The 16,783-nt window shown below is 60.4% G+C and carries 15 protein-coding genes; 7 read left to right on the forward strand and 8 right to left on the reverse strand.

All coding sequences use genetic code 11. The annotated features are described in order from the left end of the window. Position 1 precedes the first annotated feature (1 nt). The 7 genes from ACLD1Y_RS11365 to ACLD1Y_RS11395 form a co-directional block, all read right to left on the reverse strand. The gene (locus ACLD1Y_RS11365) at positions 2-847 is read right to left on the reverse strand and encodes a carbohydrate ABC transporter permease (protein ID WP_178925093.1); all 846 of its coding nucleotides are present in this window, start codon (positions 845-847) and stop codon (positions 2-4) included. After that, the gene (locus tag ACLD1Y_RS11370; RefSeq protein ID WP_003175732.1) at positions 840-1,748 is read right to left on the reverse strand and encodes a carbohydrate ABC transporter permease; all 909 of its coding nucleotides are present in this window, start codon (positions 1,746-1,748) and stop codon (positions 840-842) included. Before ACLD1Y_RS11370 ends, ACLD1Y_RS11365 begins: the two co-directional genes overlap by 8 nt. A gap of 153 nt (positions 1,749-1,901) precedes the next feature. After that, positions 1,902-3,188: an ABC transporter substrate-binding protein gene (locus ACLD1Y_RS11375; RefSeq protein WP_429478097.1), complete on the reverse strand. Its 1,287-nt coding sequence runs from the start codon at positions 3,186-3,188 to the stop codon at positions 1,902-1,904. A gap of 104 nt (positions 3,189-3,292) precedes the next feature. Beyond that, positions 3,293-4,552 carry an AGE family epimerase/isomerase gene (locus ACLD1Y_RS11380; RefSeq protein ID WP_429478098.1) on the reverse strand — a complete coding sequence of 420 codons (1,260 nt, stop codon included), beginning with the start codon at positions 4,550-4,552 and terminating at the stop codon, positions 3,293-3,295. A 263-nt stretch (positions 4,553-4,815) separates the two neighbouring features. Continuing rightward, entirely contained in the window at positions 4,816-5,640 is an 825-nt protein-coding gene (locus ACLD1Y_RS11385) for an ATPase (protein ID WP_429478099.1), read from the reverse strand. A 127-nt stretch (positions 5,641-5,767) separates the two neighbouring features. Next, a complete protein-coding gene (locus ACLD1Y_RS11390) occupies positions 5,768-6,766 on the reverse strand; it encodes an NAD-dependent epimerase/dehydratase family protein (protein WP_429478100.1) in 999 nt (332 codons plus the stop codon). A gap of 52 nt (positions 6,767-6,818) precedes the next feature. Continuing rightward, the gene (locus tag ACLD1Y_RS11395; RefSeq protein ID WP_429478101.1) at positions 6,819-7,712 is read right to left on the reverse strand and encodes a LysR family transcriptional regulator ArgP; all 894 of its coding nucleotides are present in this window, start codon (positions 7,710-7,712) and stop codon (positions 6,819-6,821) included. Positions 7,713-7,811: 99 nt separating this feature from the next. Between ACLD1Y_RS11395 and ACLD1Y_RS11400 the strand changes: the two genes are divergently transcribed. The 6 genes from ACLD1Y_RS11400 (at position 7,812) to ACLD1Y_RS11425 (ending at position 15,014) form a co-directional block, all read left to right on the forward strand. Continuing rightward, the gene (locus ACLD1Y_RS11400; protein ID WP_429478102.1) at positions 7,812-8,213 is read left to right on the forward strand and encodes an ACT domain-containing protein; all 402 of its coding nucleotides are present in this window, start codon (positions 7,812-7,814) and stop codon (positions 8,211-8,213) included. A 5-nt stretch (positions 8,214-8,218) separates the two neighbouring features. Further along, positions 8,219-8,818, forward strand: coding sequence for a LysE/ArgO family amino acid transporter (locus ACLD1Y_RS11405; protein WP_429478103.1), 600 nt, complete (start codon positions 8,219-8,221; stop codon positions 8,816-8,818). A 178-nt stretch (positions 8,819-8,996) separates the two neighbouring features. Beyond that, positions 8,997-9,593, forward strand: coding sequence for a superoxide dismutase (locus ACLD1Y_RS11410; protein WP_429478104.1), 597 nt, complete (start codon positions 8,997-8,999; stop codon positions 9,591-9,593). 183 nt (positions 9,594-9,776) lie between these two features. After that, positions 9,777-11,828 (forward strand): putative bifunctional diguanylate cyclase/phosphodiesterase, encoded by a 2,052-nt coding sequence (locus tag ACLD1Y_RS11415; RefSeq protein WP_429478105.1) that lies wholly within the window; start codon positions 9,777-9,779, stop codon positions 11,826-11,828. Between the two features lie 127 nt (positions 11,829-11,955). Then, positions 11,956-13,299, forward strand: a complete 1,344-nt coding sequence (locus ACLD1Y_RS11420; protein WP_429478106.1) for an imelysin family protein — start codon at positions 11,956-11,958, stop codon at positions 13,297-13,299. A 260-nt stretch (positions 13,300-13,559) separates the two neighbouring features. Further along, positions 13,560-15,014: a TrkH family potassium uptake protein gene (locus ACLD1Y_RS11425; RefSeq protein WP_429478107.1), complete on the forward strand. Its 1,455-nt coding sequence runs from the start codon at positions 13,560-13,562 to the stop codon at positions 15,012-15,014. Here ACLD1Y_RS11425 and ACLD1Y_RS11430 read toward each other — a convergent pair. Further along, the gene (locus tag ACLD1Y_RS11430) at positions 14,971-16,029 is read right to left on the reverse strand and encodes an AraC family transcriptional regulator (protein ID WP_429478108.1); all 1,059 of its coding nucleotides are present in this window, start codon (positions 16,027-16,029) and stop codon (positions 14,971-14,973) included. The genes ACLD1Y_RS11425 and ACLD1Y_RS11430 overlap by 44 nt on opposite strands. A gap of 162 nt (positions 16,030-16,191) precedes the next feature. Between ACLD1Y_RS11430 and ACLD1Y_RS11435 the strand changes: the two genes are divergently transcribed. Next, entirely contained in the window at positions 16,192-16,503 is a 312-nt protein-coding gene (locus ACLD1Y_RS11435; protein WP_429478109.1) for an Mpo1-like protein, read from the forward strand. The last annotated feature ends 280 nt before the right edge of the window (positions 16,504-16,783 follow it).

Genomic DNA, 16,783 nt, shown 5'->3' on the forward strand with positions numbered 1-16,783 from the left:
ATTACCCCTTGACCGCGCCGGCCGTGAGGCCGCGCACGAAATACTTGCCTGCGATCACATAGACCAGCAGGGTCGGCAGCCCGGCGATCATCGCCGCTGCCATATCCACGTTATATTCCTTGGCCCCGGTGCTGGTGTTGACCAGGTTGTTCAGCGCCACCGTGATGGGCTGGGAGTCGCCGCTGGAGAACACCACGCCGAACAGGAAGTCGTTCCAGATCTGGGTAAATTGCCATATCAGGCAGACCATGATGATGGGCGTGGACATCGGCAGAATGATCTGACGAAAAATAGTGAAAAATCCTGCGCCATCCAGGCGTGCCGCCTTGATCAGCGCATCCGGAATGCTCACGTAGTAGTTACGGAAGAACAGCGTGGTGAACGCCAGGCCGTAGACAACGTGCACAAACACCAGGCCGGTGGTGGTACTGGCCAGGCCCATCTTGCCGAGGGTGAACGACGCCGGCAGTAGCACGGTCTGGAACGGCAGGAAGCAACCGAACAACAGCAGGCCGAAGAACAACTGCGAACCCTTGAAGCGCCAGAACGACAGCACGTAGCCGTTCAAGGCACCGATGGCGGTGGAGATCAGTACAGCGGGAACGGTGATCTTGATCGAGTTCCAGAAGTAGCCATCCACCGTGGCCCAGGCCTTGACCCAGCCGATGCCGGTGACCACGGTGGGCCAGCTCAGCAGGTTGCCGGTGCTGATGTCTTCCGGGGTCTTGAAGCTGGTGAGCAGCATCACCACCAGCGGCACCAGGTACAGCAACACAGCGAGGATCAGCACCGCGTAGATCGCGATGCGGCTCAGGCTGATGGAAGGTTTGGAGGCGAGACTAGTCATTACGCTTGGTCCTCAGCTCGGAGTAGAGGTAAGGCACGATGATCGCAAGGATCGCACCGAGCATCAGGATGGCACTGGCCGAGCCCATGCCCATCTGGCCACGGCTGAAGGTGAACGAGTACATGAACATCGCCGGCAAATCGGACGAGTAGCCTGGGCCGCCAGCGGTCATCGCCGCCACCAGGTCGAAGCTCTTGATCGCAATGTGCGCCAGGATCATCACCGCACTGAAGAACACCGGGCGCAGGCTTGGCAGCACCACGCTCCAGTAGATGCGCGGCAGGCTCGCGCCGTCGATTTGTGCGGCACGGATGATCGACTGATCAACACCTCGCAGGCCCGCGAGGAACATCGCCATGATAAAGCCCGAGGCTTGCCACACGGCGGCGATTACCAGGCAGTAGACCACGCGATCCGGGTCGATCAGCCAGTCGAGACGGAAGCCTTCCCAGCCCCAGTCCCGCAGGAGTTTGTCCAGGCCCATGCCCGGATTGAGCAGCCATTTCCAGGCCGTACCGGTGACGATCATCGAGAGCGCCATCGGGTATAGGTAAATGGTGCGAATAAAGCCTTCGCGGCGGATTTTCTGGTCGAGGAAAATCGCCAGCGTCACGCCGATTACCAACGTGATGCCGATAAACATCCCGCCAAACAGCGCCAGGTTCTTGCTCGCCACCCACCAACGGTCGTTGTCGAACAACCGCTCGTACTGCGCAAGGCCCGCCCATTTGTAACTGGGCAGGAACGTGGACGTGGTGAACGACAGCACAAACGTCCACAGGATGTAGCCGTAGAAGCCCACCAACACGATGAACATGCTGGGCGCCAGCACCAACTTGGGTAGCCAGCGCTGCAGTGCATCGAACGGCGAGGCTTTGCTGAACACAGCAACAGAACTCATGGGGAAATCCAATACAGGGAAAAAGGACGAGCATGGCGCTTTTATTGTAGGAGCGAGCTTGCTCGCGAAGGCCTTCAACGATGACGCGAGCATCCAGGATGAACGCGGTGACCTTGAGTTTTTCGCGAGCAAGCTCGCTCCTACAGATACAACTTACTTCGCAGACTTGATCGCAGCGCCCAGTTTCTTGGCGGTGTCGGCCGGGTCGGCTTTCGGGTCGTTGATGAAGTTGGTCACGACGTCAAAGAACGCACCTTGCACAGCCAGGGTGGTGGCCATATTGTGCGCCATGCTTGGCTGCAGGCCGCCGGTCTTGGCGTCTGCCAGGAAGTCTTTGGCCGCGGTTTGGGCGCAGGAGTCAAAGCCGTAGCTATCCATTTTGGTCAGCATGTCGTTGCGCACAGGGATCGAACCCTTGTTGATGCTGAACACTTTCTGGAAGTTTTCACCCAGCACGACTTTGGCAATGTCCTGCTGGCCAGCAGCGGTGCCTTTGTCTTTCTGCTTGAACACCGCGAGGGAGTCGATGTTGTAGGTGAAGGCTTTGTCGGTGCCCGGGAAGGCTACGCACTCGTAGTCTTTACCGGCGACTTTCTTGGCGGCAGTCCATTCGGACTTGGCCCAGTCACCCATGATCTGCATGCCGGCCTTGCCATTGATGACCTTGCCTGCTTCGAGGTTCCAGTCCTGGCCTTTGCCGTCAACGTCCATGTAGGTCGCGACTTTCTTCAGCTCGGTGAGGGACTTGACCATTTCCGGGCCAGTCAGCGCGCCGTTATCCAGGTCAACCAGGGCTTTCTTGTAGCCATCGGCACCCATCACCGAGAGCACAACGGCTTCGAAGACAGTGCTGTCCTGCCAAGGCTGGCCGCCGTGGGCGAGCGGGATGAAACCCGCGGCCTTGAGCTTGTCGCCCGCCGCGTAGAATTCTTCGAGGGTGGTTGGGTTCTTGGTGATACCGGCTTTCTTGAAGACTTCCGGGTTGATCCACAGCCAGTTGACGCGGTGGATGTTGACCGGTACGGCGACGTAGTCACCGTCGTACTTCACGGTATCGGAGACTTTCTTGTCGAGCAGGGAGTCCCACTTTTCTTCTTTGGCGACGTCTTTGAGCACGTCGGTGTCGAGCAGGCCGGTGGACGCCCATTCCTGGATGTCCGGGCCTTTGATCTGGGCAACGCCGGGTGGGTTGCCGGCCACTGCGCGGCTTTTGAGCACGGTCATGGCCGTAGCACCACCGCCGCCGGCGACGGCACCGTCTTTCCAGGTGAAGCCGTCTTTCTCAACTTGGGCCTTCAGGACATCTACTGCCGCTTTCTCACCGCCAGAGGTCCACCAATGCACCACTTCAACCGTACCTTTGGAGTCGGCTGCAAATGCAGTGAGGGGAAACAACGAGGCAATGGAAATAGCGACGGCGAGGCGATTAATCGCGTTCATCTGAGTACCTTTTTTTGTTGTTATGCATGCAAGTCTAGAGCTTGCGCTGCACGGAGTTTAAACAGGGATGTTTAGGGCGCAGGTAACAAAGGGACGTACAAATGTCACCAAGTGGTGACATAAGCACCGCTTCCCAATGCACTGGCCATGCTTGGCGCTAACGGTAGCGCAGGCAGCAGAACCGCTTGCCAGGCATGGTACAGGTCCGGTTTGCCGCCCCATATAGTGCTGCTGGGCGTGTTATGCGGGCTGAGTTCGTGGTGCCAACTGCCGTGGGTACGGTCGATGAAATGGGTTTCGCAAAATTCCCAGAAGCGCCGGTACCAGGTTTCGTAATGCAGCTCGCCGGTACGCTTGAGCAGGGCCTGGGCTGCGGCGCTGGCTTCGGCGTGGGTCCAGTGCAGGCGTTCACGGACCACGGGCCGTTGGTTCCAGTCGAGGGTATAGACGATGCCGAGGGCGCCATCGACGGCCCAGGCGTATTCGCAGGCGCTGGCGAACAGGCCTTTGGCGTCGGGCAGCAGCCAGTCGGGCGTGACCAGGCCGGCGCGCAGGCGTGCGGCTTCCAGGTGCAGCACCAGCCGCGCCCACTCAAAACCGTGACCGGGGGTGATGCCGTAGGGTCGGAAGCCATCGGCAGGGTTGTCTTCGTTGTAGCCGAGTAACGGTTGCCATTGCGCGTCGAAGTGCTCGATCACCATGAACTGGTTGGCGGCGGCGTGGGTGTGGATCACCCGCTCGACAATGCGCAACGCACGGTCCAGCCAGCGATTGTCACCGGTCACATCGGCTAGCGCCAGGAAGGCTTCGGTGGCGTGCATGTTGCTGTTGGCGCCGCGATAGGCTTCGACACCGCTCCAGTCTTGGGCGAAGGATTCGAGCATCGCCCCCTCATCTTCACTCCAGAAGAACTGGTCGATGATATGGATCGCGTCGTTTAGCAGCATTTGCGCCCCCGGCGCGCCAGCCACTACCGCCGAGCTGGCGGCCAGGGCCACGAACGCGTGCAGGTAGGCGGCCTTGCCACGGTTGCCATCCAGGGCGTGGGGAGTGGCGAACCAGCCGCCATGCTCAGCATCCTTCAACGGGCCACTGAGGGCCGCGACACCGTGGGCCACCAAGTCGGCATAACCGGGAAGCCCCATGGCGTGGGCCATGGCGAAGCTGTGGGTCATGCGGGCAGTGTTCATGGTTTCGGCGTGGGCATCGGCCGGCAGTTGGCCTTTATCGTCCAGGTTGCCGAAGCCGTCGGCCAGGCGCGAAGCCTTGGCGAATGACAGCAGGCGCTGGCCTTCGGCAGCGAGCCAGGCACGGTGGGCAGGTGCGTTCAGCCAACTGCTAGCGGGCAGTGGGTGGGTGGTCATGGGTAGCCCTTATTATTGTTTGCGGGATGACCGGAGTCTAAACAAGGGTGGGGTGGGGGGTAAGTCACGAAGGGCAAGGGAAATGTCACCAGCCAGTGACATTCTTAGGATCAAGCAATATTTGGCTCTTGGCCCCAATCTAAAATGTGGGAGCGGGCTTGCTCGCGAATGCGGTGTGCCAGTCGCTCGATTCATTGACTGATCCACCGCATTCGCGAGCAAGCCCGCTCCCACATTTAGGTCGGCTTACACCCGCTAACCCATCACTGCCCTGCTCGCGCCGGAGCATTCAATTGTTGTTGCAGGTTCTGCACCTGGCTCTGCAAGGTGGTGATATTGCGCGTGGTCTGGATGCGGAACACGTCGAACTCTTTATTGGTCGGCGCATCGCTGTTGGCGGGCTTATTGTCCTGCTCGCTTTTAAGCACCACCAGGTCCTGCTCCAGTCGGGCGATAGCGGCGCTCGGATTGCCCTGTTTCTTCAACGCAGCGACGTCAGCAGCCAGGTCTTTGACCTGAGTATCCCCTTGCGCCGCCTTGAGGGTGGCCACGGCGTCGGTCAGGGCTTGTACCTGGCCTTGCAGCTTGCTGTTGGCGTTGGACAGTTCGGTGGTGCTGGCAGTCATTTGCGCCAGGCGCTTGTCCAGTTCGGTAGCCTGACCAGCCACGCCGACTTGCTGCTTGCCCTGCTCCAGCAACTGGCTTTCAAGTTGCTTGATCTGCAGTTTCAGCGCTTCGCTGCCATTGTTCACACTGGCCTCGCTGGCCACGACCTTGCCGGAAATGTCCTGCAAGCGCCCTGCCGCTTCTTCACTGATACGCGCAAAGCTTTCCTGGGTGGCAACCAATTGCTGGCCCATCAGGGAAATCTGCTGGAAGCTCCACCAGGCCAGGCCGGCAAAGGCGATCAGCAGCGCGCCGATCAAGGCCCACAATGGGCCGGTGCTGGCGCTCTTGACCTTGACCACCGGCGTGTTGCGCGAGCGCACCGAGGTGGCGGGACGGGGTTCGAAATCGTCGTCATCCCCAACATCGGCCCGCAGGCTGGGAACGTTGTCGAAGTCGTCGTCTTTAGCATCGTTGCGCATGAATCAACCCTGAATCGGTGAGGTGGCTAGCTGAGAAGCCCAGCGGCGGGAGTATAAACCGCGCTCCCGTCGCACTGATCGACCCGGAACCACAGATTCGGTTCCCGATGTGTTGCCTGTTGTGACTTTACTTCAAGCCTGGATCCTGGGCTTTCCACCAACTACAGAACTCGTCGAGGGCGGTCCACAGGCTGACCTTGGGGTCGTAGTCCAGATAATGCCTGGCCCGGCTGATATCCAGGGTGAAATCTTTGTTCATGACCTGCATGCCCAGACGCGATAACGCAGGCTCCGGTCGGCCGGGCCACATCGCACAAAAGGCTTCGTTGAGTGCCGCCACGCTGTAGGACAGGCCGTAGGAGCGGTAACGGGTCACCTGGGGCAGCTCCATCTGGCGCATCACATAATTCACCACATCCCACACCGGCACCGGCGTGCCGTTGCTGATGTTGTAGGCCCGGCCCAGTGCCGAACCCGGGGCGAGCAGGCTGCTGAGCAAGGCTTCGTTAAGGTTGTGCACGCTGGTGAAGTCGACCTTGTTAAGGCCGTCACCGACGATGGCCAGGCGGTTCTTGCGCTGCATTTTCAGCAGGCGCGGGAAGATGCTCATGTCCCCGGCACCCGTGACAAAACGCGGGCGCAGGGCGATGACTTCAAGACCGAATTCCTGGGCGCCAAACACCTTTTGTTCCGCCAGGTATTTGGTCGCGGCATAGGGGTGCTTGAAGCGTTTGGGGACTTGCTCTTCGGTCAAACCCAGGTGATCACGGCCGTCGAAATAAATCGAAGGTGAGGACAAGTGCACCAGGCGCCCCACATGCTGCTTGAGGCAGGCTTCGACGACGTTTTCAGTCACCAGCACATTGCCCTGGTGAAAGTCCTGGTACTTGCCCCACAGCCCGACAGCCCCAGCGCAATGCACCACCGCTTCGACATCGCGGCACAGGTGGCGCACCAGGTCGGCATCGTTCAGGTCACCCTGGATAAACTCAGCGCCGCGCCTGACCAGGTGTTCCACCCCTTCGGCGCGTCGCCCGTTGACCCGCACGTCCAGGCCTTGCTCCAGGGCGAAACGCGCAAAGCGCCCGCCGATGAAGCCGCTTGCGCCGGTGACCAGAATTTTCATGTATTACCCCGTGTTCTTTCATTTTTCATCACTGTTGCCTTGACGCCCGCCATCACTCCAACGGCACCAACCATTGCCCACAGGCCTGGGCCAGATGGTCGGTCAACAGGCCCAACAGTTGTCCGCCACTGCGCCAATGATGCCAGTACAACGGCACATCGATGGGCTTATCTGGTAACAACTCCACCAGCACGCCCTTTAGCAATTGCTCGCGCACCTGCAATTCCGGCACCAGGCCCCAACCAAGACCGGCTTCGGTCAAGCGGATAAACCCTTCGGATGACGGGCACAAATGGTGCTCGAAACCACCATCCACGCCGAGGGACGCCAGGTAACGATGCTGCAGGAAATCATCCGGGCCAAATACCAGGGCGGGTGTGCGAGCCAACTGATCGGCACGCACACCGTTCGGGAAATGCCGCGCAATAAATGCCGGGCTGGCCAATGCCCGGTAGCGCATGGCGCCCAACAACAGGCTGCGGGCGCCGGCCACGGGGCGTTCGCTGGCGCAGATACAGGCGGCTACCTCACCGGCGCGCATGCGCTTGAGGCCTACGGTCTGGTCTTCGACCACCAGGTCCAGCAACAGATGCTGCTCGGCGCAAAACCCGCTGACAGCCTCGGCCCACCACGTGGCCAGGCTATCGGCATTCAGGGCGATGCGCAGGCGCTCGGGCATGCCTTCTTCATCCAGCGCCGGCACCTGGCTTTGCAGGTCACGTTCCAGCAAGCGCACCTGCTGCACATGGTTGAGCAGACGGCGGCCAATATCCGTGGGCGTCGGCGGCGTGGCGCGTATCAACACCGGCTGGCCGATGCGTGCTTCCAGTAACTTGATGCGTTGGGAGATCGCCGATTGCGACAACCCCAGCACCTGGGCGCCACGTTCGAAGCCGGCCTGTTCCACCACCGCCGCCAGGGCGGAAAGCAATTTATAGTCGAACATCAGTTTCTCTAATGAGCGATCAGCAATATTGGTTTTTCTTATACAGCCTCGCCCCCGAGAATGACCAGCATTGCTTACCTCTATTAAAGGATCCTTCACATGGCTGGCGAAACCGCCCTGGCAACCCTGCTGCGCAGCATGAGCCCGCACTTGAATGACGGTGACTACGTATTCTGCACCTTGCCCGACAACCGTATCCCGGCAGGTTGCGAGGTGATCGGCAGCTTTCGCGAACAGGAAGGCCTGACGCTGATCGTTGAGCGCCAGCAAGCGGAACAGGCCGGGCTGGCCTTCGACTACGTGGCGGCGTGGATCACCCTGAATGTGCATTCCGCCCTGGAAGCCGTAGGCCTGACTGCCGCTTTTGCCAGTGCGCTGGGCAAGGCCGGCATCAGTTGCAATGTGATTGCCGGCTATTACCACGATCACTTGTTCGTCGGCCGCAAGGATGCCCAACGCGCCCTGCAAGTATTACGGCAACTGGCGGCAGACGCGGAGTAACCCCTATGTGGCAAAGCTATGTGAATGGTCTGTTGGTGGCCCTGGGCTTGATCATGGCCATCGGTACCCAGAACGCGTTTGTCCTGGCGCAAAGCCTGCGCCGTGAACATCACTTGCCCGTCGCGGCGTTGTGCGTGGTGTGCGATGCGTTGCTGGTCGCCGCCGGGGTCTTTGGCCTGGCCACGGTGCTGGCGCAAAACCCACTGTTGCTGGCGGTTGCCCGGTGGGGCGGCGCGGCGTTCCTGTTGTGGTACGGCACCCTGGCCCTGCGCCGTGCGTTTTCGGCGCAAAGCCTGGAGCAAGATGGCAACTTCAAGGTGCGCTCACTGCGTGCGGTCATGCTCAGCGCACTGGCGGTGACACTGCTCAATCCTCATGTGTATCTGGACACGGTATTGCTGATCGGCTCGCTAGGGGCTCAGCAAACCGAACCCGGCGCGTATGTGGCGGGTGCCGCCAGTGCATCGTTCCTGTGGTTCGCCACCCTGGCCCTGGGTGCCGCATGGCTGGCACCGTGGCTGGCACGCCCGGCCACTTGGCGTCTGCTGGACGTGTTGGTGGCGGTGATGATGTTCAGCGTGGCGTACCAATTGATCGCGGCTTAGGGAATATTCCAAAACGCTCTGGAACCTCTATCCCACACAGTTGTTGCGTGGTTTTGCCGCACCCCCGGTGCTATGATCCTGCCCCTGCGCCGCAAAGAGTACAAACTCCCCGGCGCTTGTTTGGCCGCCCGTGATCGGCCTTGCGCTCACCGCAACTGACCTGATTAGGAGAATCATCATGGCTTTCGAATTGCCGCCGCTGCCCTACGCACACGATGCCCTGCAGCCGCACATTTCCAAGGAAACCTTGGAATTCCACCACGACAAGCACCACAACACCTATGTCGTGAACCTGAACAACCTGGTGCCTGGCACCGAGTTCGAAGGCAAGACCCTGGAAGAGATCGTCAAGTCTTCTTCGGGCGGCATCTTCAACAACGCCGCTCAGGTCTGGAACCACACCTTCTACTGGAACTGCCTGGCGCCAAACGCCGGCGGCGAACCTACCGGCGCGCTGGCTGAGGCCATCAACGCTGCGTTCGGTTCGTTCGACAAGTTCAAGGAAGAGTTCACCAAGACGTCCGTCGGCACCTTCGGTTCCGGTTGGGGCTGGTTGGTGAAAAAGGCTGACGGTTCGCTGGCCCTGGCCAGCACCATCGGCGCCGGCAACCCGCTGACCAGCGGCGACACCCCGCTGCTGACCTGCGACGTCTGGGAACACGCTTACTACATCGACTACCGCAACGTGCGTCCAAAGTATGTGGAAGCGTTCTGGAACCTGGTCAACTGGAAGTTCGTGGCTGAGCAGTTCGAAGGCAAGACCTTCACTGCCTAAGCACCGCTTGCAGTAGAAAAAGCCCGGCCATGCCGGGCTTTTTCATGGGCGCGATTCAATCAAAGCTGATCACCCTGCCAACTTCCAGTAAATGCCCGCCGCAATGTCCCTTTGACTGCCATCACGGGATTGCCAATACTCATGGCATATTGAGGCCACCCGCACGGAACAAGGAATGACCCTTTGAAGCTGGAACTCAAAAACAGCTTGTCGGTGAAGTTGCTACGGGTCGTGCTTTTATCGGCATTGATCGTGGGTGTGGCACTGAGCGTGGCGCAGATCGTTTTCGATGCCTACAAGACGCGTCAGGCCGTGGCCAGTGATGCCCAGCGCATCCTCGACATGTTTCGCGACCCCTCAACCCAAGCCGTCTACAGCCTGGACCGTGAGATGGGCATGCAGGTCATTGAGGGCCTGTTCCAGGACGATGCCGTGCGCATGGCCTCCATTGGCCATCCCAACGAAACCATGCTGGCGGAGAAAAGCCGCGCGTTGCAGCACGCACCCAGCCGCTGGCTGACCGACCTGATCCTGGGCCAGGAACGCACCTTCACCACCCCGTTGGTGGGCAAGGGGCCCTACAGCGAATATTACGGCGACCTGAGCATCACCCTGGACACGGCCACCTATGGCCAGGGGTTTATCGTCAATTCGGTGATCATCTTCATTTCCGGGGTGCTGCGCGCCCTGGCCATGGGCCTGGTGCTGTACCTGGTCTATCACTGGCTGCTGACCAAGCCGCTGTCGCGGATTATCGAGCACCTGACCTCGATCAACCCCGACCGGCCCAGCGAACACAAGATCCCCCAGCTCAAGGGCCACGAACGCAATGAACTAGGGCTGTGGATCAACACCGCTAACCAGTTGCTCGAATCCATCGAGCGCAATACCCATTTGCGCCATGAAGCCGAAACCAGCCTGCTGCGCATGGCTCAGTACGACTTTCTCACCGGCCTGCCGAACCGCCAGAAGCTGCAGGAGCAACTGGACAAGATCCTGATCGACGCCGGCCGCCGCCAACGCCGCGTGGCCGTGTTGTGCGTGGGGTTGGACGACTTTAAAAGCGTCAACGAGCAGTTCACCTACCAGGCTGGCGACAAATTGCTGCTGGCCCTGGCCGACCGCCTGCGCGCCCACAGCGGCCGCCTCGGCGCCCTGGCCCGCCTGGGTGGCGACCAGTTCGCCTTGGTGCAGGCCGATATCGACCAGCCCTATGAAGCAGCGGAGCTGGCACAAAGCATTCTTGATGACCTGGAAGCGGAGTTCGCCCTTGACCATGAAGGCATCCGCCTGCGCGCCACCATCGGCATCACCCTGTTCCCCGAAGACGGCGACAGCACCGAGAAGTTGCTGCAAAAAGCCGAGCAGACCATGACCCTGGCCAAGACCCGTTCGCGCAACCGCTATCAGTTCTATATCGCCAGTGTCGACAGCGAAATGCGCCGCCGCCGCGAACTGGAAAAAGACCTGCGCGACGCCCTCAGCCGCAATCAGTTCCATCTGGTGTACCAGCCACAGATCAGCTACCGCGACCACCGCGTCGTGGGCGTAGAAGCGCTGATCCGCTGGCAACACCCGGAACATGGCCTGGTACCGCCCGACTTGTTTATCCCGCTGGCGGAGCAGAACGGCACCATCATCCCGATTGGCGAATGGGTCCTGGACCAAGCCTGCCGCCAATTGCGCGAATGGCACGACCAGGGCTTCACCGACCTGCGCATGGCGGTCAACCTGTCCACCGTGCAGTTGCACCACACCGAGTTGCCGCGGGTGGTCAATAACCTGATGCAAATCTACCGCCTGCCGCCGCGCAGCCTGGAGCTGGAAGTCACCGAGACCGGCCTGATGGAAGACATCAGCACCGCCGCCCAGCACCTGCTGAGCCTGCGCCGCTCCGGGGCGTTGATTGCCATTGATGACTTCGGTACGGGTTATTCCTCCTTGAGCTATCTGAAAAGCCTGCCCCTGGACAAGATCAAGATCGACAAGAGCTTCGTCCAGGATCTGCTGGACGATGATGACGATGCCACGATCGTGCGGGCCATCATTCAACTGGGCAAAAGCCTCGGCATGCAGGTAATTGCCGAGGGCGTGGAAACTGCCGAGCAGGAGGCGTACATCGTCTCCGAAGGTTGCCACGAGGGTCAGGGCTACCACTACAGCAAACCCTTGCAGGCCCGAGAGCTGGCCGCCTTTTTGAAGCAGGCGGAGCGCAATAACGCGGTCATTCTCTGACCGATCAAAACGATACTAAATATTTCCCGCGTATAACCCTTTACACAAAATGCAAATCTTTCGCATTATGTCGCAGTTTTTGCGCTCCCCCGCGCGCCCTATCAACAACCGAAGCAGGATGTTCGCCATGATTCGTATGCCCCTGGCCACCGCCAGTCTGCTGGCCATTGCCATTTCTCTCGCCGGTTGCGGCGAAGGTAAAGACAAGGCCGCCGCGCCCCAGGCGCCGACCCCGGCTGCCAGCACTACCGCTCCAGCGGCTGCCACCCCAGCAGGCCAGGTCGACGAAGCAGCCGCCAAGGCTGTGGTCGCGCATTACGCAGACATGGTGTTCGCGGTCTACAGCGACGCCGAGTCCACCGCGAAAACCCTGCAAACCGCTATTGATGCGTTCCTCGCCAAGCCGAACGATGAAACCCTCAAAGCCGCTCGCACGGCCTGGATCGCCGCCCGCGTTCCCTACCTGCAAAGCGAAGTGTTCCGCTTCGGCAACACCATCATCGACGACTGGGAAGGCCAAGTTAACGCATGGCCGCTGGACGAAGGCCTGATCGACTATGTCGACAAGTCCTACGAACATGCCCTGGGTAACCCAGGCGCCACGGCCAACATCATCGCCAACACCGAGATCCAAGTCGGCGAAGACAAGATTGACGTGAAAGACATCACCCCGGAAAAACTCGCAAGCCTCAACGAGCTGGGCGGTTCCGAAGCCAACGTCGCCACCGGCTATCACGCCATCGAATTCCTGCTGTGGGGCCAGGACCTGAACGGCACTGGCCCTGGCGCCGGCAACCGTCCTGCGTCGGACTACCTCACCGGCGACGGTGCCACTGGCGGCCACAACGAACGTCGTCGCGCCTACCTGAGCGCCGTGACCCAACTGCTGGTCAGCGACCTCGAAGAAATGGTCGGCAACTGGAAACCCAACGTCGAAGACAACTACCGCGCCACCCTGGAGGCAGAACCTGCCACCGACGGCCTGCGCAAAATGCTGTTCGGCATGGGTAGCCTGTCCCTCGGCGAGCTGGCTGGTGAGCGCATGAAGGTTTCCCTGGAAGCCAACTCGCCGGAAGACGAACACGACTGCTTCAGCGATAACACTCACAACTCGCAGTTCTACGACGCCAAGGGCATCCGCAACGTCTACCTGGGCGAGTACACCCGTACCGACGGCACCAAGCTGACCGGCGCCAGCCTGTCGTCCCTGGTGGCCAAGGCCGACCCGGCTGCCGACACCGCACTCAAGGCGGACCTGGCAGCGACCGAAGCCAAGATCCAGGTCATGGTTGATCACGCCAACAAGGGTGAGCACTACGACCAACTGATCGCTGCCGGTAACGACGCGGGCAACCAGATCGTACGCGACGCCATCGCCTCGCTGGTCAAGCAGACCGGTTCGATCGAAGCTGCTGCCGGCAAGCTGGGTATCGGCGACCTGAACCCGGATAACGCTGATCACGAGTTCTGATCGGTGCCGAGTTGAAAAAAGGCGACCTTCGGGTCGCTTTTTTTTGCCTGTTTTTCCCCAATCAAACAAACACCACAAAACCCATGTGGGAGCGGGCTTGCTCGCGAATGCGGTGTGTCAGCCACCTAAGCCATCGGCTGATCCACCGCATTCGCGAGCAAGCCCGCTCCCACATTTGACCTGCGGCGATTTCTAGCTTCGGTTTACATGCCCTGCACCCCAGGTAGAATGGCGCCTCTGCCCTATCTCGAGCGAACTTCATGGCGTTGCCGACCCTACGCATCATCGGTTTCATCATCGGCATCTTCCTGATCACCCTTGCGATCGCCATGGTCGTGCCAATGGCCACCCTGGTGATCTTCGAACGCACCGGCGATTTGCCCTCGTTCCTGTGGGCCAGCCTGATCACGTTTATCGCCGGCCTGGCCCTGGTGATCCCCGGTCGCCCCGAGCATGTGCACTTGCGCCCCCGGGACATGTACCTGCTCACCGTGACCAGCTGGGTGGTGGTGTGCATCTTCGCCGCCCTGCCGTTTTTGCTGACCCAGCACATCAGCTACACCGACTCGTTTTTTGAAAGCATGTCAGGCATCACCGCCACCGGCTCCACCGTGTTGAGCGGGCTGGACAGCATGTCGCCAGGCATCCTGATGTGGCGCTCGCTGCTGCACTGGCTGGGGGGTATCGGCTTTATCGGCATGGCGGTGGCGATCCTGCCGCTGCTGCGCATTGGTGGCATGCGCCTGTTCCAGACCGAATCCTCGGACCGCTCCGAAAAGGTCATGCCCCGCTCACACATGGTGGCGCGGCTGATCGTGGCGGCGTACGTGGGCATCACCATCTTCGGCAGCCTGGCCTTCTGGTGGGCGGGTATGGGTCTGTTCGATGCGATCAACCATGCAATGTCGGCGATTTCCACGGGTGGGTTCTCCACCTCCGATGAATCCCTGGCGCACTGGAAACAACCTGCCGTGCACTGGGTGGCTGTGGTGGTGATGATCCTTGGCAGCTTGCCGTTCGCCCTGTATGTCGCCACGTTGCGCGGCAATCGCAAGGCATTGATCAAGGATCAGCAGGTACAAGGCCTGCTCGGCTTGCTGCTGGTGACTTGGCTGGTACTGGGCACCTGGTATTGGTGGACCACCAATTTGCCGTGGCTCGACGCCCTACGCCATGTAGCGGTGAACGTCACGTCAGTGGTCACCACCACCGGTTTTGCGCTCGGGGACTACAGCATCTGGGGCAACTTCTCACTGATGCTGTTCTTCTACCTGGGTTTTGTCGGCGGTTGCTCAGGCTCGACGGCGGGCGGGATCAAGATCTTCCGTTTCCAGGTCGCCTATATCCTGCTCAAGGCTAACTTGAATCAACTGATTCACCCGCGCGCAGTGATCAAGCAGAAGTACAACGGCCACCGTCTCGATGAAGAAATTGTGCGGTCGATCCTGACCTTCTCGTTTTTCTTTGCCATCACCATCTGCGCCATCGCCCTGGCCCTGTCGCTATTGGGCCTGGACTGGATGACTGCGCTTACCGGCGCCGCCAGCACGGTGTCCGGCGTCGGCCCAGGGCTGGGGGAGACCATCGGCCCGGCCGGCAACTTCGCCAGCCTGCCGGATGCGGCCAAGTGGATCCTGTCGTTCGGCATGCTGCTGGGCCGACTGGAGATCATTACGGTGTTTGTGCTGTGTATTCCGGCGTTTTGGCGGCACTGACCGTCGGCGCTTCCAGCAACCGCGCCCGGTATTCGCCGGGCGTGGCATCAAACCAGCGGCGAAACGCACGAAAGAAGTTACTGGGGTCGGCAAAGCCCAACAGGTAGGCAATCTCCAGCAAGGTCATGCTGGGCTGCGCCAGGTATTGCTCGGCCAATTCGCGGCGGGTGTCGTCGAGCAGCGTCTGGAAACTGGTGCCCTCCTCCTGCAAGCGCCGCTGCAGGGTGCGCTGGGACAGGTGCAGGGTCTGGGCCACCACCTCACGCTTGGGCTCGCCCTGGGGCAGCAAGCGGCACAACACCTGCCGCGCCTTGTGGGTCACGCGGCTTTCCGAGAAACGCGCCAGGTATTCGCCGGCAAAGCGATCATGCAGCAGGGCCATGGCCTCGTTGGCAGTGGGCAGCGGTGCGTCCATGTCAGCCCGCTCAAAGATCAACGCGTCATAGGGCGCGTTGAACTCCAACGGCGCGTGGAACGCTTGTTTGTAGGGTGCAAGGTCAGTCGGTTGCTCGCCTTGCAACAGCACTTTGCGCGGTTGCAGGGTGCGCCCGGTCAGCCAGCCGCACAGCGCCAACGCACTGGCCAGCGAAGCTTCGGCGCTTTGCCGGGTGGGCGGCAGATGGTCGCCATGCACCGTCAGGATCAGCGCATAACCTTCGGGTAACAGGCGGAAACTCAGGTCAGCGCTTTCGGCGATGATCCGCTGGTAGCGCACCAGGCGCATAAAGCCCTCGGCCAGCGTATTGCTGGACATCAACGCATAACCGGCTACATGAAACGACGCCGGGCGCACCACCTTGCCCATGTTCAGGCCAATCGCCGGGTTGCCCGACAGCTCCACCGCCCGCTGCCATAGCCGCGTCATGGAGTCTTGCGGGAAGCGTGCATCAGGGTCATCCAGCGCGGCGTAGTCCAGGCCCAATTGCTTGAACAGGGCCCGGCAATCCAGGCCGTCCATTTCCAACGCCTTGACTATCCCCATCGCCCAGCTTGCAGAAGTTGTTCGTTCGCTCATGGCGTCTTCTTAATAAAGCAGGCTTAAAACGGCAGCCAGGAAAGCCAAGGATACTAAAGTGGCATCTATTGTCACTGGCTGTTACCACTGATCACTCTAGACTCAAATAAGCTCCCCGCCGAACATCTGTTGGGCGGCACAACAATCAAAGGGCCGGCCACCGTGGAAAACGTCAAACAATTCAACAGCTTTGCCGAGTTCTACCCGTATTACCTGAGAGAGCACGCCGACAGCACCTGCCGGCGCCTGCACTTTATCGGCACCACCCTGGTAATCGGCATCCTGGCCTATGCCATTGGTCGGGGTTCGCTGGGCTTGCTGCTGGCCGTGCCGATAGCCGGTTACAGCTTTGCCTGGGTCGGCCACTTCTTCTTCGAAAAGAACCGCCCAGCGACCTTCAAGCACCCGTTCTACAGCCTCTTGGGGGATTTTGTGATGTACCGCGACATGATCCTGGGCAAGGTGCCGTTCTAGCCAAACGACCGTTTTAACGATGAAAGTTCCTACATCCGCCGACATAAAATTCTTTTTGTCATTTGCAGTGCTGTATCCTGCCAAGGCTTTTTGAGAGCGCGGAATCACCTGCGATTGAAAAAACAGACCTTGCGAGGAGCGACGACGATGCACGAGATACCTAATCTCCCCTTCCCAAGCCTGCACCCTACTGAGCAGCCAACACCGCAGCAGGCCAGCGACAAGCAGCCTGAGGCCAAAGAAGCAAAACCAGTCGACAGCGAAAGCCAGGACTGACGCC

It is taken from the genome of Pseudomonas sp. 18175 (assembly GCF_050432925.1).
In the GTDB taxonomy this organism is placed as follows: Bacteria; Pseudomonadota; Gammaproteobacteria; order Pseudomonadales; family Pseudomonadaceae; genus Aquipseudomonas.